The organism is Bacillus sp. AFS037270, assembly GCF_002585305.1.
On record NZ_NUNF01000028.1, the window covers coordinates 19,150 to 35,290 of the forward strand.

The 16,141-nt window shown below is 43.5% G+C and carries 18 protein-coding genes; all 18 read left to right on the top strand.

Annotated elements, in window-relative coordinates:
* Window positions 1-72: 72 nt before the first annotated feature.
* The 18 genes from spoIIR (at window position 73) to atpA (ending at window position 16,083) form a co-directional block, all read left to right on the top strand.
* Entirely contained in the window at window positions 73-1,011 is a 939-nt protein-coding gene (gene spoIIR / locus COD92_RS13935) for a stage II sporulation protein R (RefSeq protein WP_098527758.1), read from the top strand.
* Between the two features lie 205 nt (window positions 1,012-1,216).
* A complete protein-coding gene (locus COD92_RS13940) occupies window positions 1,217-1,663 on the top strand; it encodes a GNAT family N-acetyltransferase (protein WP_098527759.1) in 447 nt (148 codons plus the stop codon).
* 185 nt (window positions 1,664-1,848) lie between these two features.
* A complete protein-coding gene (locus tag COD92_RS13945) occupies window positions 1,849-2,892 on the top strand; it encodes an L-threonylcarbamoyladenylate synthase (RefSeq protein WP_098527760.1) in 1,044 nt (347 codons plus the stop codon).
* A gap of 125 nt (window positions 2,893-3,017) precedes the next feature.
* On the top strand, window positions 3,018-3,575 hold the full coding sequence (locus COD92_RS13950) for a manganese efflux pump MntP (protein WP_098527761.1): 558 nt from the start codon (window positions 3,018-3,020) through the stop codon (window positions 3,573-3,575).
* Window positions 3,576-3,739: 164 nt separating this feature from the next.
* A complete protein-coding gene (locus tag COD92_RS13955) occupies window positions 3,740-4,183 on the top strand; it encodes a low molecular weight protein arginine phosphatase (RefSeq protein ID WP_098527762.1) in 444 nt (147 codons plus the stop codon).
* Between the two features lie 266 nt (window positions 4,184-4,449).
* Window positions 4,450-4,896, top strand: a complete 447-nt coding sequence (rpiB, locus tag COD92_RS13960) for a ribose 5-phosphate isomerase B (protein ID WP_098527763.1) — start codon at window positions 4,450-4,452, stop codon at window positions 4,894-4,896.
* A 26-nt stretch (window positions 4,897-4,922) separates the two neighbouring features.
* A complete protein-coding gene (locus COD92_RS13965; RefSeq protein WP_098527764.1) occupies window positions 4,923-5,489 on the top strand; it encodes a TIGR01440 family protein in 567 nt (188 codons plus the stop codon).
* A gap of 183 nt (window positions 5,490-5,672) precedes the next feature.
* Window positions 5,673-6,914 (top strand): serine hydroxymethyltransferase, encoded by a 1,242-nt coding sequence (gene glyA / locus COD92_RS13970; RefSeq protein ID WP_098996417.1) that lies wholly within the window; start codon window positions 5,673-5,675, stop codon window positions 6,912-6,914.
* Window positions 6,915-7,167: 253 nt separating this feature from the next.
* On the top strand, window positions 7,168-7,797 hold the full coding sequence (upp, locus tag COD92_RS13975; RefSeq protein WP_098527766.1) for a uracil phosphoribosyltransferase: 630 nt from the start codon (window positions 7,168-7,170) through the stop codon (window positions 7,795-7,797).
* A gap of 332 nt (window positions 7,798-8,129) precedes the next feature.
* Window positions 8,130-9,146 (top strand): nuclease-related domain-containing protein, encoded by a 1,017-nt coding sequence (locus tag COD92_RS13980; protein WP_098527767.1) that lies wholly within the window; start codon window positions 8,130-8,132, stop codon window positions 9,144-9,146.
* A complete protein-coding gene (locus COD92_RS13985) occupies window positions 9,143-11,326 on the top strand; it encodes a S8 family serine peptidase (protein ID WP_098996418.1) in 2,184 nt (727 codons plus the stop codon). The genes COD92_RS13980 and COD92_RS13985 overlap by 4 nt, the downstream gene beginning before the upstream one ends.
* A 394-nt stretch (window positions 11,327-11,720) precedes the next feature.
* Window positions 11,721-11,945, top strand: coding sequence for an AtpZ/AtpI family protein (locus COD92_RS13990; RefSeq protein WP_098527769.1), 225 nt, complete (start codon window positions 11,721-11,723; stop codon window positions 11,943-11,945).
* A gap of 2 nt (window positions 11,946-11,947) precedes the next feature.
* Complete coding sequence (locus COD92_RS13995) at window positions 11,948-12,322, top strand: ATP synthase subunit I (protein ID WP_098527770.1); 375 nt, start codon at window positions 11,948-11,950, stop codon at window positions 12,320-12,322.
* 22 nt (window positions 12,323-12,344) lie between these two features.
* Window positions 12,345-13,058: a F0F1 ATP synthase subunit A gene (gene atpB / locus COD92_RS14000; protein ID WP_098527771.1), complete on the top strand. Its 714-nt coding sequence runs from the start codon at window positions 12,345-12,347 to the stop codon at window positions 13,056-13,058.
* 73 nt (window positions 13,059-13,131) lie between these two features.
* The gene (atpE, locus tag COD92_RS14005; protein WP_098527772.1) at window positions 13,132-13,356 is read left to right on the top strand and encodes a F0F1 ATP synthase subunit C; all 225 of its coding nucleotides are present in this window, start codon (window positions 13,132-13,134) and stop codon (window positions 13,354-13,356) included.
* Between the two features lie 119 nt (window positions 13,357-13,475).
* A complete protein-coding gene (locus tag COD92_RS14010) occupies window positions 13,476-14,015 on the top strand; it encodes a F0F1 ATP synthase subunit B (RefSeq protein WP_098527773.1) in 540 nt (179 codons plus the stop codon).
* Complete coding sequence (locus COD92_RS14015) at window positions 14,012-14,548, top strand: F0F1 ATP synthase subunit delta (protein ID WP_098527774.1); 537 nt, start codon at window positions 14,012-14,014, stop codon at window positions 14,546-14,548. Before COD92_RS14010 ends, COD92_RS14015 begins: the two co-directional genes overlap by 4 nt.
* A 26-nt stretch (window positions 14,549-14,574) precedes the next feature.
* On the top strand, window positions 14,575-16,083 hold the full coding sequence (atpA, locus tag COD92_RS14020; RefSeq protein ID WP_098527775.1) for a F0F1 ATP synthase subunit alpha: 1,509 nt from the start codon (window positions 14,575-14,577) through the stop codon (window positions 16,081-16,083).
* The last annotated feature ends 58 nt before the right edge of the window (window positions 16,084-16,141 follow it).

Consider the following 16,141-nt stretch of genomic DNA (forward strand, 5'->3'; position numbering starts at 1 on the left):
AATTTACTAGTTTAAGATTCTTATTCTTTGTCCAAAATGAAACTATCGAAGGGCAAAGGGGATGTGCTAGAGATGAGAGGTAAACTAATAGTTTGGGGATACTTAGTCATTTTATCATTGGGAACAATGTTGAATTTATATATGCCAAAAACTGAAGCAGCAGCAAAGGAATCGATCGTCATTCCAGGGGAAGCGATTCGCCTCAGGATTTTGGCAAACAGTGACTTTGAAGAGGATCAAGCCATCAAACGCAAGGTGCGCGATGCAGTTAATGCGCAAATCACAGTTTGGGTGCAAGATTTGACCTCCATGAACGAAGCAAAGAAGGTCATCAATGGCAAGCTTCCGGAAATTCAGGAAATTGCAGAAAAAGTAGTCCATGAACAAGGTTCTAATCAGTCTGTAAAGGTCGAGTTTGGAAAAGTTAGCTTTCCAACTAAATTATATGGCCAGTACTTATATCCGGCCGGGGAATACCAAGCGATTTTGATTACGTTAGGCAAAGGTGAGGGGGCGAACTGGTGGTGTGTTTTATATCCGCCGTTATGCTTCCTTGATTTTTCAAATGGTGTTGCTGTAAGTGACGGCTTTGAGGAAAAGCATGTGGCAAAAGCTGAAACCATTAGTAAAAAGAAACAGGAGGATCTTAAAACAGATGAGGCTGTCGTCACATCTGCCCCTCCAGTAGTGGAAGATGAACAAACTGAAACAGCAGAAGAAGTGGAACAGCCTGCGAAAGAAGGAGCTCAAGTTCAGAGGAAAATGGTAGAAGAAGTCCAAGTAGAAAAAACAATGGTAGATGAAGTACATGTAGAAAAGAAGCCTGAAGTAGAATTACAAGACGAGAAAAAACAAACAGAGGAAGTACAGATTACAAAGAAGCATGTAAAAGAAGTAAAAAAGGCCAAGAAGGCAGCGAAGAAAGAAGCACCTATTTATACAGCTAGGGACGAAGAACCAGTAAAGGTAAAGTTCTTCGTAGTGGAAATGTGGGAGAAAATGTTTAACTAAACCAGTCCAGCGCCGGACTGGTTTTTTGTGAGCCGATAGGAAAGTATAACTTTCCTATCAGGTATAAATGCAACTACGCCTTTGTCTTCGCCCGTAGGGGCTCGCCAATAGGCGAGTTTTCTAATAAAAATTAAGCATTTAGCAGTTCTATTATCTCTAGTTTTTCATAGTAATAGAGTAGAATCTTTTAAACGAGGTGGATAGGATGCAGTCATTAATTCGCAGAGCTAATCAAGAAGATTTGGAAAATATACGAGAGTTCCTGACAAGAGCAAACCTAGGGACCGATGGAATAACCGCAGAAACGATTAACTATTTCCTCCTATTAGAAAATGAGGACGGCACAATCCGCGGTTCACTTGGTATGGAGGCATTCAATGAACACGGCATGCTGCGTTCACTGGTGGTTTCACCTGGACAAGCCGATAAAGAAATCTTTGTCCTTTTTGACCCAATGGTTCAATTAGCAAAAGAAAAAGGGATGAAAAGCTTGTTTTTGGCAACAAATAAAAGTGTGGCCTTACCCTTTTTTGAATTAATGGGCTTTCAAAAAATCGAACGAGAAACAATACCCACAGAATTTTATACATCTGAGCATATTCGACACGTTTTAAATGTGGATAACTCATTATTTTTAAAATTTTCTATCTAGTTGTGGATTAATCCACAAAGTTATCCACTTTTTCAAAGAAGTTATACACAATTTGTGGATAAAACTTGTATTTATACCCACCTTCTTTTATACTTTCAAACGTACAAGGTGAACAAATAGGAGTTTTTCCGTGTAAATTCGCCAAAATTCGATAAAAGTCTCGTCATCAATAAAGGTGGATAACTATGAACACAAACGTTTGGAAAGTGGATAAATATGTGGATAATCTCGAAAATAATCCACAGGTTGTGGATGCAGCCAATTTTCTAAGAAAAAATGAAGTCGTCGCCCTGCCAACAGAGACTGTTTACGGCCTTGGCGGTAATGCCGAAAATGATGAAGCAGTCGCTAAAATTTTCGCAGCGAAAGGACGACCCGGGGATAATCCGTTAATAATTCACATCGCCGATCGCAGCCAGCTTAGTAGATTTGTAACCGAAGTCCCTGAAACGGCGGCAAAACTAATCGATGCCTTTTGGCCCGGACCGCTGACGATTATTTTTAAAAGGAAGGAAGGCGTTTTGTCTGAAAAGGCAACTGCCGGTCTCGACACAGTGGCGGTTAGGATGCCGGATCATCCGGTCGCGCTGGCGCTGTTGAAAACTTGTGGATTGCCGATCGCTGCCCCTAGTGCCAACAGTTCTGGAAAGCCGAGCCCGACTAAGGCTGAACATGTACTAGATGATTTAAATGGAAAAATTGCTGGTGTGTTGGACGGCGGGGTAACAGGCGTGGGCGTTGAATCAACTGTTATCGATTGTACCGCCCGGATCCCCATGATCTTAAGACCAGGCGGCGTAACAAAAGAGCAGCTCGAGGCAGTGGTCGGCGAAGTTGAAGAGGATGCGGCTTTAAAGAATCAGTCCGCACGTCCAAAGGCACCTGGCATGAAATATCAGCATTACGCGCCAAATGCCCCGCTTTATATGGTGGCAGGCCCGAAGGAATTTTTGCAAAAATTAGTAACAGAGAAGCAAGCGGAAGGGCTCCGGGTTGGTGTGTTGACTACGGAGGAAAATCGCGGCTTTTATGAGGCTGAACTGGTTCTATCATGTGGCAGAAGGACCGAACTTGATACAGTTGCGGCCGCTCTCTATGATACGTTACGAAGCTTCAACCAGGGGCAAGTGGATATTATTTTTAGCGAAATTTTCCCGAATGAAGGCGTGGGACATGCCATCATGAACCGTCTTGAAAAGGCAGCGGGCCATAGGCTTATCACCGAATAACACCGAAACTCCGAGCGAGGAGCTTCGGTGTTTTTTTCTACCTTGGATTCCTTTTGCCAATCTCACTTCTATTTCCGATTGGACGTGCATAGGCTAGGATAGTTAGTCCAAGGAGGCGTAGATGAATGTCAGAAATGGTTGGCGAACTTTTAACACTAATGATAATGGCATTTGCACTTGGAATGGATGCCTTCTCGGTTGGTCTTGGCATGGGAATGTACAAACTGCGGCTGAGGAAGATTTTTAATATTGGCCTGACGATTGGCTTATTCCATGTATGGATGCCGCTCTTAGGCCTCATAGCAGGAAAATTTCTCTCAGAAAAATTCGGCGTCTTTGCAACGATAATTGGGGGCTTGCTCCTCATTGTCCTCGGTGTGCAAATGATTTGGTCGACCATGAAAAAAGAGGAATCGAAGGTAATCACACCAGTAGGCTTCGGCTTACTGTTATTTGCATTAAGTGTGAGTCTTGATAGTTTTTCAGTTGGTTTGACCTTAGGGATCTATGGAGCCAAAACGATTATGGTTCTATTGTGCTTTGGAATCGCGGCAACCGTACAAACATGGGCAGGCCTTTTGCTGGGAAAAAAGGTTCAAGGCTGGTTGGGGACCTATAGCGAGGCTTTAGGAGGAACCATTCTACTTGGGTTTGGTTTAAAGCTGCTTGCACAAATTTGGTAATAGAAACTATGAATCATTTAAAACCTTTTTCTAAATATGCTAGACTAGAGATGATGGAAAAATGGTCCCTTGTTAAAGCGGGAGGCTACTTAGGTTTATTTTTAAAAAACTGGTTCATTTAACCATTTCTAGGGTAAAATTCTAAGGAAAGGGGGCGACTCAGGTTGCGTCATATTTTGTTTGTTTGTACAGGAAATACATGCAGGAGTCCGATGGCAGAAGCGATTTTAAAAAATAAAAAACTTACTGATGTTGAGGTAAAGTCGGCTGGGATTTATGCGGCAAACGGCAGTGAGGCGTCCACCCATGCGAAACAGGTTCTGGATGACAATCAAATCCCGCATAATCATCGCTCACAAATGCTAACAGCGGAGGCCGCCCAGTGGGCCGATCTCATCTTAACGATGACAAGTTCTCACAAATTCGCGATTCAGCAGCAGCTTCCCCAGGCAGTGATGAAGGTGTTTACGTTGAAGGAATATATCGGCGAAACTGGCAATCAGGATGTTGTTGACCCATACGGCGGCAGCCTTGCGATCTACGAGGAGACATATCGCGAATTAGAGAGATTAATTGATAAGGCGATTGAAAAATTTAAATCACAGTGAATGGCGAATGGCGTAAAGCTTTTTTGAAAAAACTAAATAAGAATAAACAAGGTAGAGCTCTCTTATGAAAAAGAGGGCTATTGTTTTTGGGTTTAAAAACCTAAGATGATGAAGGTTTCTGCTTTAAATTTTTGGGACGGTGTGTCAAAATGAATACAGATTATCCTTGGACAGGCAGTATGCTGATGGAAGCAAAGCTTGTTTGTTGGGGAGGACACAACCATTCGTTTTTTGAATTTTATGATAAGAGGAACAGGAGGATTTATATGAAAGTGGCATTAGCGTCAGATCATGGCGGTGTCAATATACGTAAGGAAATCGCCAATTTATTGGATGAATTAAAAATTGAATACGTAGATTTTGGCTGTGATTGTGAAACATCAGTGGATTTTCCGGATTATGCTTTGCCTGCAGCTGAAAAGGTAGCAAGCGGTGAGTTTGATCGGGGTATTTTGATTTGTGGTACGGGGATTGGGATGAGCATTGCAGCCAATAAGGTAAAAGGCATCCGCTGTGCCCTTGTTCATGATACCTTTAGTGCCCGCGCAACGCGTGCACATAATGATTCCAATATGCTCGCGATGGGCGAACGCGTCATTGGACCAGGACTGGCACGTGATATTGCTGAGATTTGGCTGACTGGAGAATTTGAAGGCGGCCGTCATGCGAACCGAATTGGAAAAATAACCGAGTATGAAAAAACGCACCTCTAAGCAAGGCTGAAAGAAGGGTATGTTTTATGATTCGTGATTGGGAAAAAGAGCTTGCAGCAATTTTAGTGGACTTTCAAGAACAGGCTGCACTAAAGCCAGGACAGCTGCTAGTTGTTGGCTGCAGCACCAGTGAAGTCATTGGCGAACGAATTGGTACTTCAGGAACAGTCGAAGTGGCTGAAATGATCTACGGGCAGCTGAAAAATCTTCAGAATAATACGGGAATTCAACTTGCCTTTCAATGCTGTGAGCATTTAAACCGGGCATTGGTCATGGAGCGTTCAGCTGCGGCCGAGCGGGGGTATGAGGAAGTTTCCGTTGTTCCCGTCCGTACGGCAGGCGGTGCGATGGCAACCTATGCTTTTGGCCAAATAGAAGACCCGATTGTCGTGGAATTCATTAAGGCGGAGGCCGGGATTGACATTGGCCAAACACTAATCGGCATGCATCTAAAACATGTCGCCGTTCCCGTCCGCGTCAAGCAAAAAAGCGTCGGGCATGCACTCGTCACCCTAGCCAAAGCCCGTCCAAAACTAATCGGCGGCGCCCGCGCCGTCTACGAAAAAAACATCGAGAATATTAGCTGCTCGTAGTGCAAATGGTGACAGGCACCATTACCAATATTTTCACTATTGTTCGGTTATTAATGGTTACAGGCACCTTTTTTACTATTTTTATAGAGTTTATGGTGGCAAAATCCGAAAGATGTGTTAGAATGAAGAAGGAATTTTCGAATTTTGAATTTTATTGGTTGACATATAAAAGGAGGATGTAGGATGAAGCATTTGTCTCAAGCGGATGATCAGGTTTTTCAAGCGATTCAGCAGGAATTAGGACGTCAGCGTTCAAAAATTGAATTAATTGCCTCAGAAAACTTTGTAAGTGAAGCAGTAATGGAAGCACAAGGTTCTGTATTAACGAATAAGTATGCAGAAGGTTATCCAGGACGCCGTTATTATGGCGGCTGTGAATATGTGGATGTAGTCGAAGATCTTGCCCGCGATCGTGCAAAGCAAATTTTCGGAGCGGAATACGTAAACGTTCAGCCGCATTCAGGGGCACAAGCCAACATGGCGGTTTACTTCACCATCCTCGAGCAGGGCGATACTGTTCTTGGTATGAACCTATCTCACGGCGGACACTTAACACACGGTAGCCCCGTGAACTTCAGTGGTGTTCAATATAACTTCGTTGAATATGGTGTGGACGAAACCACTCACCGCATCAATTATGATGATGTACGCGAAAAAGCATTAGCTCACAAACCTAAGCTGATCGTTGCAGGCGCGAGTGCGTACCCACGTGCAATTGACTTTGCGAAGTTCCGTGAGATTGCCGATGAGGTCGGTGCTTATCTAATGGTCGATATGGCTCACATTGCTGGACTTGTTGCAGCTGGTTTGCATCAAAACCCAGTACCATACGCAGACTTCGTTACAACTACGACCCACAAAACACTAAGAGGTCCTCGCGGCGGGATGATTTTTTGCAAAGAGGAATTTGGCAAGAAAATTGATAAATCCATCTTCCCTGGAATCCAAGGCGGTCCACTTATGCATGTAATTGCAGCAAAAGCCGTTGCTTTTGGTGAAGCACTACAGGACAGCTTTAAAGAATATGCTGCAAATATTATCGCAAATGCGAGCCGTCTGGCAGAAAGCCTGCAAAAAGAAGGCTTGAAGCTTGTATCTGGCGGTACGGATAATCATTTGCTATTGGTCGATGTAACAAGCCTTGGCTTAACAGGAAAGATTGCGGAACATGTTTTGGATGAAGTCGGCATTACCGTTAATAAAAACACTATTCCATATGATCAAAATAGCCCATTTGTAACGAGTGGAATCCGGATCGGTACTGCAGCCGTTACTAGCCGTGGTTTTGGTTTAGAGGATATGGACGAAATCGCATCTATCATCGCCTTCACATTGAAAAATCACGAAGACGAAGCTAAGCTAGACGAGGCACGTGGAAGCGTTGAAGCATTAACAAACAAATTCACCCTATATCCAGAGTATTAATAGATTTTTTCGAAATGGGCCTTCATTTTAGGGATGGAGGTCCATTTTTTCGTGGTTCAAAATAAATCCCGGATAAATTGCCCCGCTAAAAACTTAAAATAAGCCTTTATTGACCGGGATTCGAGGAAGCTTTTATAGAGGGAATATTCACTCTACTTTTTTGTCTCTCAAAGCATATGGACAAGAGTTGCTCTATGGGTCTTTTTTCTGTAAAATGAGGCGATGATTAATTTTAGATAAAGGGGCGATTATTGTGGCAAAGGTATACGTTTTCGACCACCCGCTAATCCAGCATAAACTTACGTACATACGTGATAAAAATACAGGAACAAAGGAGTTCCGCGAACTTGTTGACGAAGTCGCAACTCTGATGGCATTCGAAATCACAAGAGATATGTCACTTGAGGATATCGATATTGAGACACCAGTCTGCCCGGCGAAATCAAAGGTTCTTTCTGGTAAAAAAATCGGTATCGTGCCAATCCTACGTGCCGGAATCGGAATGGTCGATGGGATCTTAAAGTTAATCCCGGCTGCTAAGGTAGGCCATGTTGGCTTATACCGCGACCCAGAAACATTAATGCCGGTTGAATACTATATAAAGCTTCCAAGTGACGTAGAAGAGCGTGATTTTATCGTGGTTGATCCAATGCTGGCAACAGGAGGATCAGCTATCGAAGCGATCAATTCTTTGAAAAAGCGCGGGGCGAAGCATATTAAATTTATGTGTTTAATCGCTGCACCTGAAGGCGTGGAGGCCGTAAAGGCAGCTCATCCGGATGTGGATATCTATATCGCCGCATTAGACGAGAAATTAAATGACCATGGCTACATCGTCCCAGGTCTAGGCGATGCCGGTGACCGTTTATTTGGTACGAAATAATAAAGTCGAGCAGAGATGCTCGGCTTTTTTTGTGGTATTTGTCTGGATATTAATGGAAAAACAGCCATTGCTGGCGAAAAATGAGCCAATAGTTTGGTAAAATCGGCCAATGCTTGCCAAATTTGAGCCAATCCCCCCAAGAAATGAGCCAAACCCTTCAAAAAATCAGCCAATCAAAAATCACTTACTAAAAAGCAGGTAAATTTCCTTCTAAATCCAATAAATTCCTCCAAAAAAACAACGTTCACAAAGAGTTCTAAATTAATCAGAAGGAATTTTACCCTAAATGGTGGAAATCTAGGTGTTGAATAGTTAAAAAAGGAGGAATACTGATGATAGTAAATGAAAGGTCTATTCCCATCCCGCTATTACAGCGAGAGGCACTGTTGCAAAGGATCATCAAATCGCATTCAAGACACAAGGATATTGAAAAGGAGCTAATTAATTGGAAAACAGGCTTTGCTGGGGAGAAAAATGTTGATTATTATCTTAGTTACCTGCCAGATGAACCATATCGCATTATCAATGACCTTCGTTTGAAAAACAAAAACACCTTTCAAATCGATAGTTATATCCTTTCGCAGATGTTTGGCCTGGTTTTAGAAATCAAGAATATAACGGGAACGTTGTTTTTTGATAAAAATACAAACGGCGTCATTAGGACGTATAAGGATATCGAGGAAGGCATCCCCAACCCCCTGACACAGGCTAAACGGCATCAAAGACAATTAATGAATTGGAACATGATGCATAAAATAACCCCCATGCCGATCGAGTACTTAGTCGTATTTAGTAGAAATTCAACCATCCTAAAGACTAACCTGGGAAATGAACATATATTCGAGCACATGATATATGCGGAAAATTTAGAGGAAAAGGTCGCGCAAATTGCTGCAAAATATCAAAGCCCCATCCTAAAAGGCAAAGCTATAAACAAAATGACAGATTACCTCTTATCCGAAAGAATTCCTTCCTACCCTGAAATCCTCAAAACCTATAGTATTCCTAAATCTGATATCCTCCCCGGAGTTCAATGTCCAAATTGTAAAACGATCCCGATGATAAGAGTGTCAGCCGCCTGGTATTGCTCGTGGTGCAAGTCGTACTCTAAAGAGGCCCATATCCAAACAGTAAGAGACTACTTTCTATTAATGAACGCGCCCTTGACAGTCAAGGAATTTCAGGAGTTTTTACTAATAGAGCAACGAGGTGTGGCCAAAAACCTGCTTCACTCCTTAAACCTTCCTTCCACAGGGAAAAAACGAACAACGCAATACTTTCTCCCTCCCGACTGCATACTTTCCCCTTTGAAAGAAAACGCTAGAGGAAAAAGGGGAATCAATGAATGAAATGGCTTATATCAATCCTTCTAACCTTACAAACCACCTCAACCGTACTCATCCACCCGCCCATACCAAAATCCACACAAGTAGCGATTGTTGTACTAAAACAACCGCAATCCGAGCAAGAAATCAAGCAAATAATCACCCCCTATAAAGACGTAAAACTAAGACGGATTTTTCGGGAAGCACTCGATGGTTTTTCTATTGAGGCCAGCCCTGAGGCCATCTTGAGGCTAAGCAAACAACAGCGCATCCTCACTGTATCGCCTGTCGCTAAATACCAGGCGGAATCAGAAGAGGGCGTCAAAATCATTGGCGGGGAAGAAGTGCGCCGAATCTTTGACCACCACAACCAACGCCTCACCGGCAAAGGGATCACTGTCGGGGTCATTGATACCGGGGTAGACTATACTCACCCTGATTTAAAAAGCAATTATGCTGGCGGCCACGACCTTGTCGACAATGACAGAGATCCGATGGAGACCCTCGCGGTCGGCAAAGCGACCATCCATGGCACCCATGTCGCCGGAATCATTGCGGCAAATGGAAAAATAAAAGGCGTTGCCCCTGAGGCCAAAATTGTTGCTTACCGCGCGCTCGGGCCTGGCGGGGGTGGAACGACGGAGCAGGTACTCGCCGCGATTGAACAAGCGATCAAAGACAAAGTGGATGTTGTTAACCTTTCCCTAGGAAATGATATTAACGGACCTGACCTGCCGATCTCCCTCGCTTTAAACCGTGCCGTTGATAAGGGCATTGTTGCCGTGGCAGCTTCCGGGAATTCCGGCCCGAGTGTGTGGACAGTCGGTTCCCCTGGCACCGCCTCCAAGGCGATATCTGTGGGGGCATCGACGCCGACAATGGAAATCCCTTCGTTAATAATAGAAGGAAGTCGGAAACTAATGCGCGTCCAGCCATTAGACGGTTCAGCAAACTGGGGTCTTGATCGCTCGCTCGAATTAGCCGACGGCGGCTTAGGTCGTAAAGAGGACCTTCACAATGTTCAGGGGAAAATGTTGCTAATCAAACGTGGGACGATAGCGTTTACCGAAAAAGCAAAGAACGCCTATGAAGCGGGGGCAAAAGCGGTATTGATTTACAATAACTTGAGCGGCAGCTTCATGGGCAACCTCGATGCTCCGATGAACATCCCAGTCGGAGCACTCGCTCAGGGTGACGGAGTGATTTTACAAAAAAGATTAAAAGAACATAGTGTGGCGGCAAGGGTTCTAATAAGCGAAGAGCGCGACCGGCTCGCGGACTTCAGTTCCCGGGGGCCTGTAACGGGAACATGGGAAATAAAGCCCGATATTGTCGCGCCGGGGGTGGCCATCAATTCGACGATTCCAGGCGGATACTTATCGCTGCAAGGCACCAGTATGGCCGCACCGCATGTGGCGGGGGCTTGTGCGTTAATTAAGCAGGCGCACCCGGAGTGGACGCCGGCGCAGATTAAGGCAGCGTTGATGAATACGGCCAAACCAATCGGGCCAAACAACGACGCCATATACCGCACGTATGAGCAGGGGGCTGGCCGCATTCAGGTTGATGACGCCATTCAGACCACGTCGCTCGTAACCCCAAGCAGCCTGCGCTTTGGGAAATATACCGAGGAGAACAATAGCCATAAGGCCATATTAAAAATAGAAAATACGGGTGAGAAAACGCAGCGCTATTCTTTTAAAATTCCGCACCAAGTCGAGGGTGTCAGCTGGCGGTTTCCGTTATCGTTTACGCTCGGACCAAGGGAGTCTAAAGAAATTACCATCGTATTGCAAATAGACCCGCAAGTTTTTAAAAGGAAGATCCATGATGGTTTTCTCCAGCTTGAGGCAGGTTCAGAGTTGATTCAAATCCCTTATCTGTATGTACTCGAGGAGCCGGGATATCCGAGGGTGATGGGCTTTGATTTTGCGTATGGCGACAGACCGGGAGAATACCGCTATGAGGTGTACCTGCCAGGTGGGGCTGAGGAGTTTGGCATTGCATTGTTTAACCCGGAGGATTACCGGTTTGTCGGCTTCCTAGATACGGAAACAAATGTGAAAAAGGGGCAGCTCCGCAAGATCATCCCGAAAGAGCAGCTGCCGGCACCAGGTACTTATCTTGTAAAGGTTTTTGCGAAAAAGGCAGGTAAGGAGGATTTTATCGAGAGGATGATCATGGTCGAAAAGAAGGATGACTAGAATCAAGGCTGGGGCAATAGGTACTCCAGCCTTTTATTATCTAAAAAAAGTCCAAAAAGAGCACTTAAACAGGTGTTAAAAAATAATTATTCATGAGAATTAGATTAAAATTCAATTAAAAGTTCACAAAATAGACACAAATTAGACTAAAATTATTCAAAATTTACAATACAATTAAAGAGTTAACAAAGGTGTCAAAGATTCAGAAATTATTAATAGTAGATTGTGGTATAATTCACGTAAATTCATTGACATTGACAAGTGGCTATTGTATGCTAACAAAGGGTGTCAATGATAGGGTTTTCATGTCGATTTATCTATATAAAGATAGTTTCTATGGAATGTATTTGTCACTTGCCATTTGACATTCTCTCCAGAGTGAGGATGTGATCATATGCGTCAAAATAACCGCAACCCATTCCAAGCAATGGCGTTAATGTCCGCGATTGTCTCCCAGTTAGTTGGCTCCATTCTCATAGGTATTTTTGCCGGCAGATGGCTGGATCGGCATTGGAATACCGAACCAATTTTCTTAATAATCGGACTGCTTTTGGGACTGGCAGCGGGAACTTATTCTATGCTTCTTTCAATTCGCCATTTCTATTCAGGAGATAAATAATAATGCCAGATTTCAGAGTCATGTACAACAGGCAAAAGAAATGGATATTCTACTTGTTGGCCATATATGTTCTTGGCTGGGGCTTCACGACGTACCATACGATCTTTTTAGGATTGGTTTTAGGGACATGCTTCGGTTTTCTTAACCTTTTACTCCTGGTAAGGAAGACTGAGAAGTTTGATAAACAAGTATCAGAGGGGAAAAAACCCCGGTCTCTAGGCTCCTTATCAAGGATGGCGACAGCGGGTATTGGAGCAGCAATCGCCTTGAAGTACCCGGAATATTTTAATATTTTTACCTATGTGATAGGACTAATGACATCCTATATTGTCATTATGATAGATTATTTTTACAATGCAATGCATCAACATAAATGAAGGGGAAGTGAGGTGAGTACATATGGAACATAAAGCTCCTGAGTTTGAATTCTTGGGTCTATGGTTTAATGGCGCCAATATCCTGATGATCACTGTAGCAAGTGTCATTGTTTTTCTAATTGCCGTTCTTTCTACCCGCAAGCTGGCTATGAAACCAACAGGGATGCAGAACTTCTTTGAATGGGTGATGGACTTTGTAAAAGGGATCATCAATAGCACAATGGATTGGAAGGATGGGGGAAGATTTCATATCCTTGGAATCACACTCATCATGTATATCTTTGTATCCAATATGTTAGGTTTGCCGTTTTCAATTGTGATTGATGGAACACTTTGGTGGAAATCACCAACAGCTGACCCAATCATCACGTTAACTCTCGCTGTAATGATCTTGGGTTTAACTCATTTTTATGGCGTGAAGTTAAAAGGTGTCAAGGGATATGGAGAAACATTCTTCAGCCCAATGAAATTCTTATTTCCTTTAAAGATTATTGAGGAATTCGCGAACACATTAACACTTGGTCTGCGTCTTTACGGTAACATCTTCGCAGGTGAATTGCTGTTATCACTATTGGCAGGCGGATTAGCCCACCAAGGAATTGCGGGTACCATTGCCGCAATACCGTTAACATTAGTTTGGCAAGGTTTCTCTGTGTTTGTCGGCTCTATCCAAGCTTACATTTTTACCATGTTAACAATGGTTTACATGTCTCACAAAGTGAGTCATGACCATTAAAATAACCGTTCATAGTCATGAACAAAAACAAAAAAATATTATGTTTTCATACATTTAAGGAGGAAAAACAGAAATGACAGGTTCAATTGGTATTTTAGCAGCAGCGATCGCAATTGGTTTATCAGCAATTGGTGCAGGTATTGGTAACGGTCTTATCGTAGGACGTACAGTAGAGGGTGTAGCGCGTCAGCCTGAATTACGTGGTACGCTTCAAACTACAATGTTCATCGGGGTTGCGTTAGTTGAAGCCCTACCTATTATCGGGGTAGTTATTGCATTCATGGTATTAAACCGATAGAATTGGAAAATTCCAGGTGGCGAAGATAACCGAATCCTTCGCCATTCATTTATGTTTATTCGATTCCATTGATTGTTCTCGAAACGTGTTTAGCAACTCTTGAAAGGAGTGAACCCAGGGTGTTAACTAGCAGTTTTGTACTGGCCACTGCCGCTGAAGCTGGCGAACATAGCGGCCACATTAATACTGGAGATATCTTCTTCCAGCTAATCGTATTTATTATTTTGTTAGCATTGCTTAAAAAATTCGCGTGGGGTCCATTAATGGGCATTATGAAACAACGTGAAGAGCATATCTCTAATGAAATTACCTCGGCAGAAAACAGCCATTTAGAAGCGAAAAAACTTTTAGAAGAGCAGCGTAACCTTTTAAAAGAAGCACGTAATGATGCACAAAACTTGATTGAAAATGCGAAAAAGCAAGGCGATGTTCAGCGTGAAGAAATCATCGCGACTGCCCGGGCTGAAGCAGATCGCATGAAAGAAGCTGCCAAGCTTGAAATCGAGCAGCAAAAGGAAAAAGCTGTTGCTGCCATTCGCGAACAGGTTGCTTCCTTGTCTGTGTTAATTGCTTCTAAAGTGATTGAAAAGGAATTAACAGCTGCAGATCAAGATGCACTAATTAACGAATATATTAAAGAGGCAGGAGAAGGACGATGAGCAACACTATGGTAGCAAAACGCTACGCGTCCGCTCTTTTTCAAATCACGAATGAACAGCAGATTCTAAATCAAGTAGAAGAAGACCTTCGTGTAGTTAAGGAAGTCTTGGAATACAACGCTGATTTAAAGGCTGTTCTAAAATCTTCAAAACTTACGATTGATAAGAAAAAAGAGATTGTGAAAAATGCTTTTGCATCAGTGAATGTGTATGTCCTTAATACGGTGTTAATCTTAATTGATCGTCATCGCGAGGATCAAATTGTCGAAGTAATCGACCAGTTCCTTGAACTGGCAAATGAAGCAAAGGGAATTGCAGATGCGGAAGTGTACAGCGCTCGTGAATTGACGGATGCTGAACGCGAGGCATTATCTGCGACATTTGCTGCGAAAATTGGCAAAAAATCACTAAGAATTGAAAATATCGTCGATTCCAACCTGCTTGGCGGCATTCGCTTGCGCATTGGAAATCGGATTTATGACGGCAGCTTGCGCGGCAAGCTAGACCGTTTAGAACGTAAATTGTTAAGCTAAGATCTGAAAGAATAGGGGTGAAACTCATGAGCATCAAAGCTGAAGAAATCAGTGCCCTGATTAAATCACAAATTGAAAACTATCAGGCAGAAATTCAAGTAACTGATGTCGGTACAGTTATCTCAATCGGTGACGGTATCGCACGTGTTCATGGCCTCGACAATGTCATGGCTGGAGAACTTGTTGAATTCTCAAACGGCGTTATGGGTATGGCACAAAACCTTGAAGAGAATAACGTCGGTATCATCATCCTTGGACCTTACACAGAAATCCGTGAAGGTGACGAAGTACGCCGCACAGGCCGCATCATGGAGGTTCCCGTTGGGGAAGCCTTAATCGGACGCGTTGTGAACGCACTCGGTCAACCAGTTGATGGAATGGGTCCAATCAATACAACTAAAACTCGCCCAGTAGAAGCAATTGCTCCTGGCGTTATGGCTCGTAAGTCTGTTCATGAGCCATTACAAACTGGTATCAAAGCGATTGACGCACTTGTGCCAATCGGCCGTGGTCAGCGTGAGTTAATTATCGGTGACCGTCAAACAGGTAAAACATCTGTTGCGATCGATACTATTTTGAACCAAAAAGGTCAAAACATGATTTGTATCTATGTTGCGATTGGTCAAAAAGAGTCAACTGTACGTGGTGCGGTTGAAACCCTTCGTAAATATGGTGCATTAGATTACTCTATCGTTGTTACAGCTTCTGCATCACAGCCATCTCCAATGCTATTCTTAGCACCTTACGCTGGCGTTGCGATGGCGGAAGAATTCATGTATGAAGGCAAGCATGTTCTAATCGTATATGATGACTTGTCTAAACAAGCCGCTGCTTACCGTGAGCTTTCCTTGCTGCTTCGTCGTCCTCCAGGCCGTGAAGCATATCCAGGGGATGTATTCTACTTACACAGCCGTTTGCTAGAGCGTGCATGTAAAATTAACGATACTCTTGGTGCTGGTTCGATTACAGCATTACCATTTATTGAAACACAAGCAGGTGACGTTTCTGCTTATATCCCAACAAACGTTATCTCCATCACAGATGGACAAATTTTCTTACAATCTGACCTCTTCTTCTCCGGTGTTCGTCCGGCGATCAACGCAGGTCTTTCCGTATCACGTGTAGGTGGATCTGCCCAAATTAAGGCGATGAAAAAGGTAGCAGGTACATTACGTCTTGACCTTGCATCTTACCGTGAATTAGAGGCTTTCTCTCAATTTGGTTCTGACCTTGATAAGGCAACCCAAGCGAAGCTTGCCCGCGGTGCCCGTACGGTTGAAGTTCTTAAACAAGATCTTCACAAGCCGCTTACTGTTGAAAAGCAAGTAGTAATCCTTTACGCATTAACACGCGGTTTCCTTGATGATATTCCATTACAGGATATCCGTCGTTTTGAATCAGATTTCCATAATTGGTTAGACCACAACCGCAAAGAGTTGTTAGACCATATTACAAAAACGAAGGATCTTCCTTCTGATGAGGATATGGCTTCTGCAATCAACGACTTCAAAAAGACGTTTGCAGTTTCCGAATAATAGGGTCTGACATGTAGTAAGGCTGGGCAGTGCGGCCGCCGTAAGGCTGCCGTGCGCC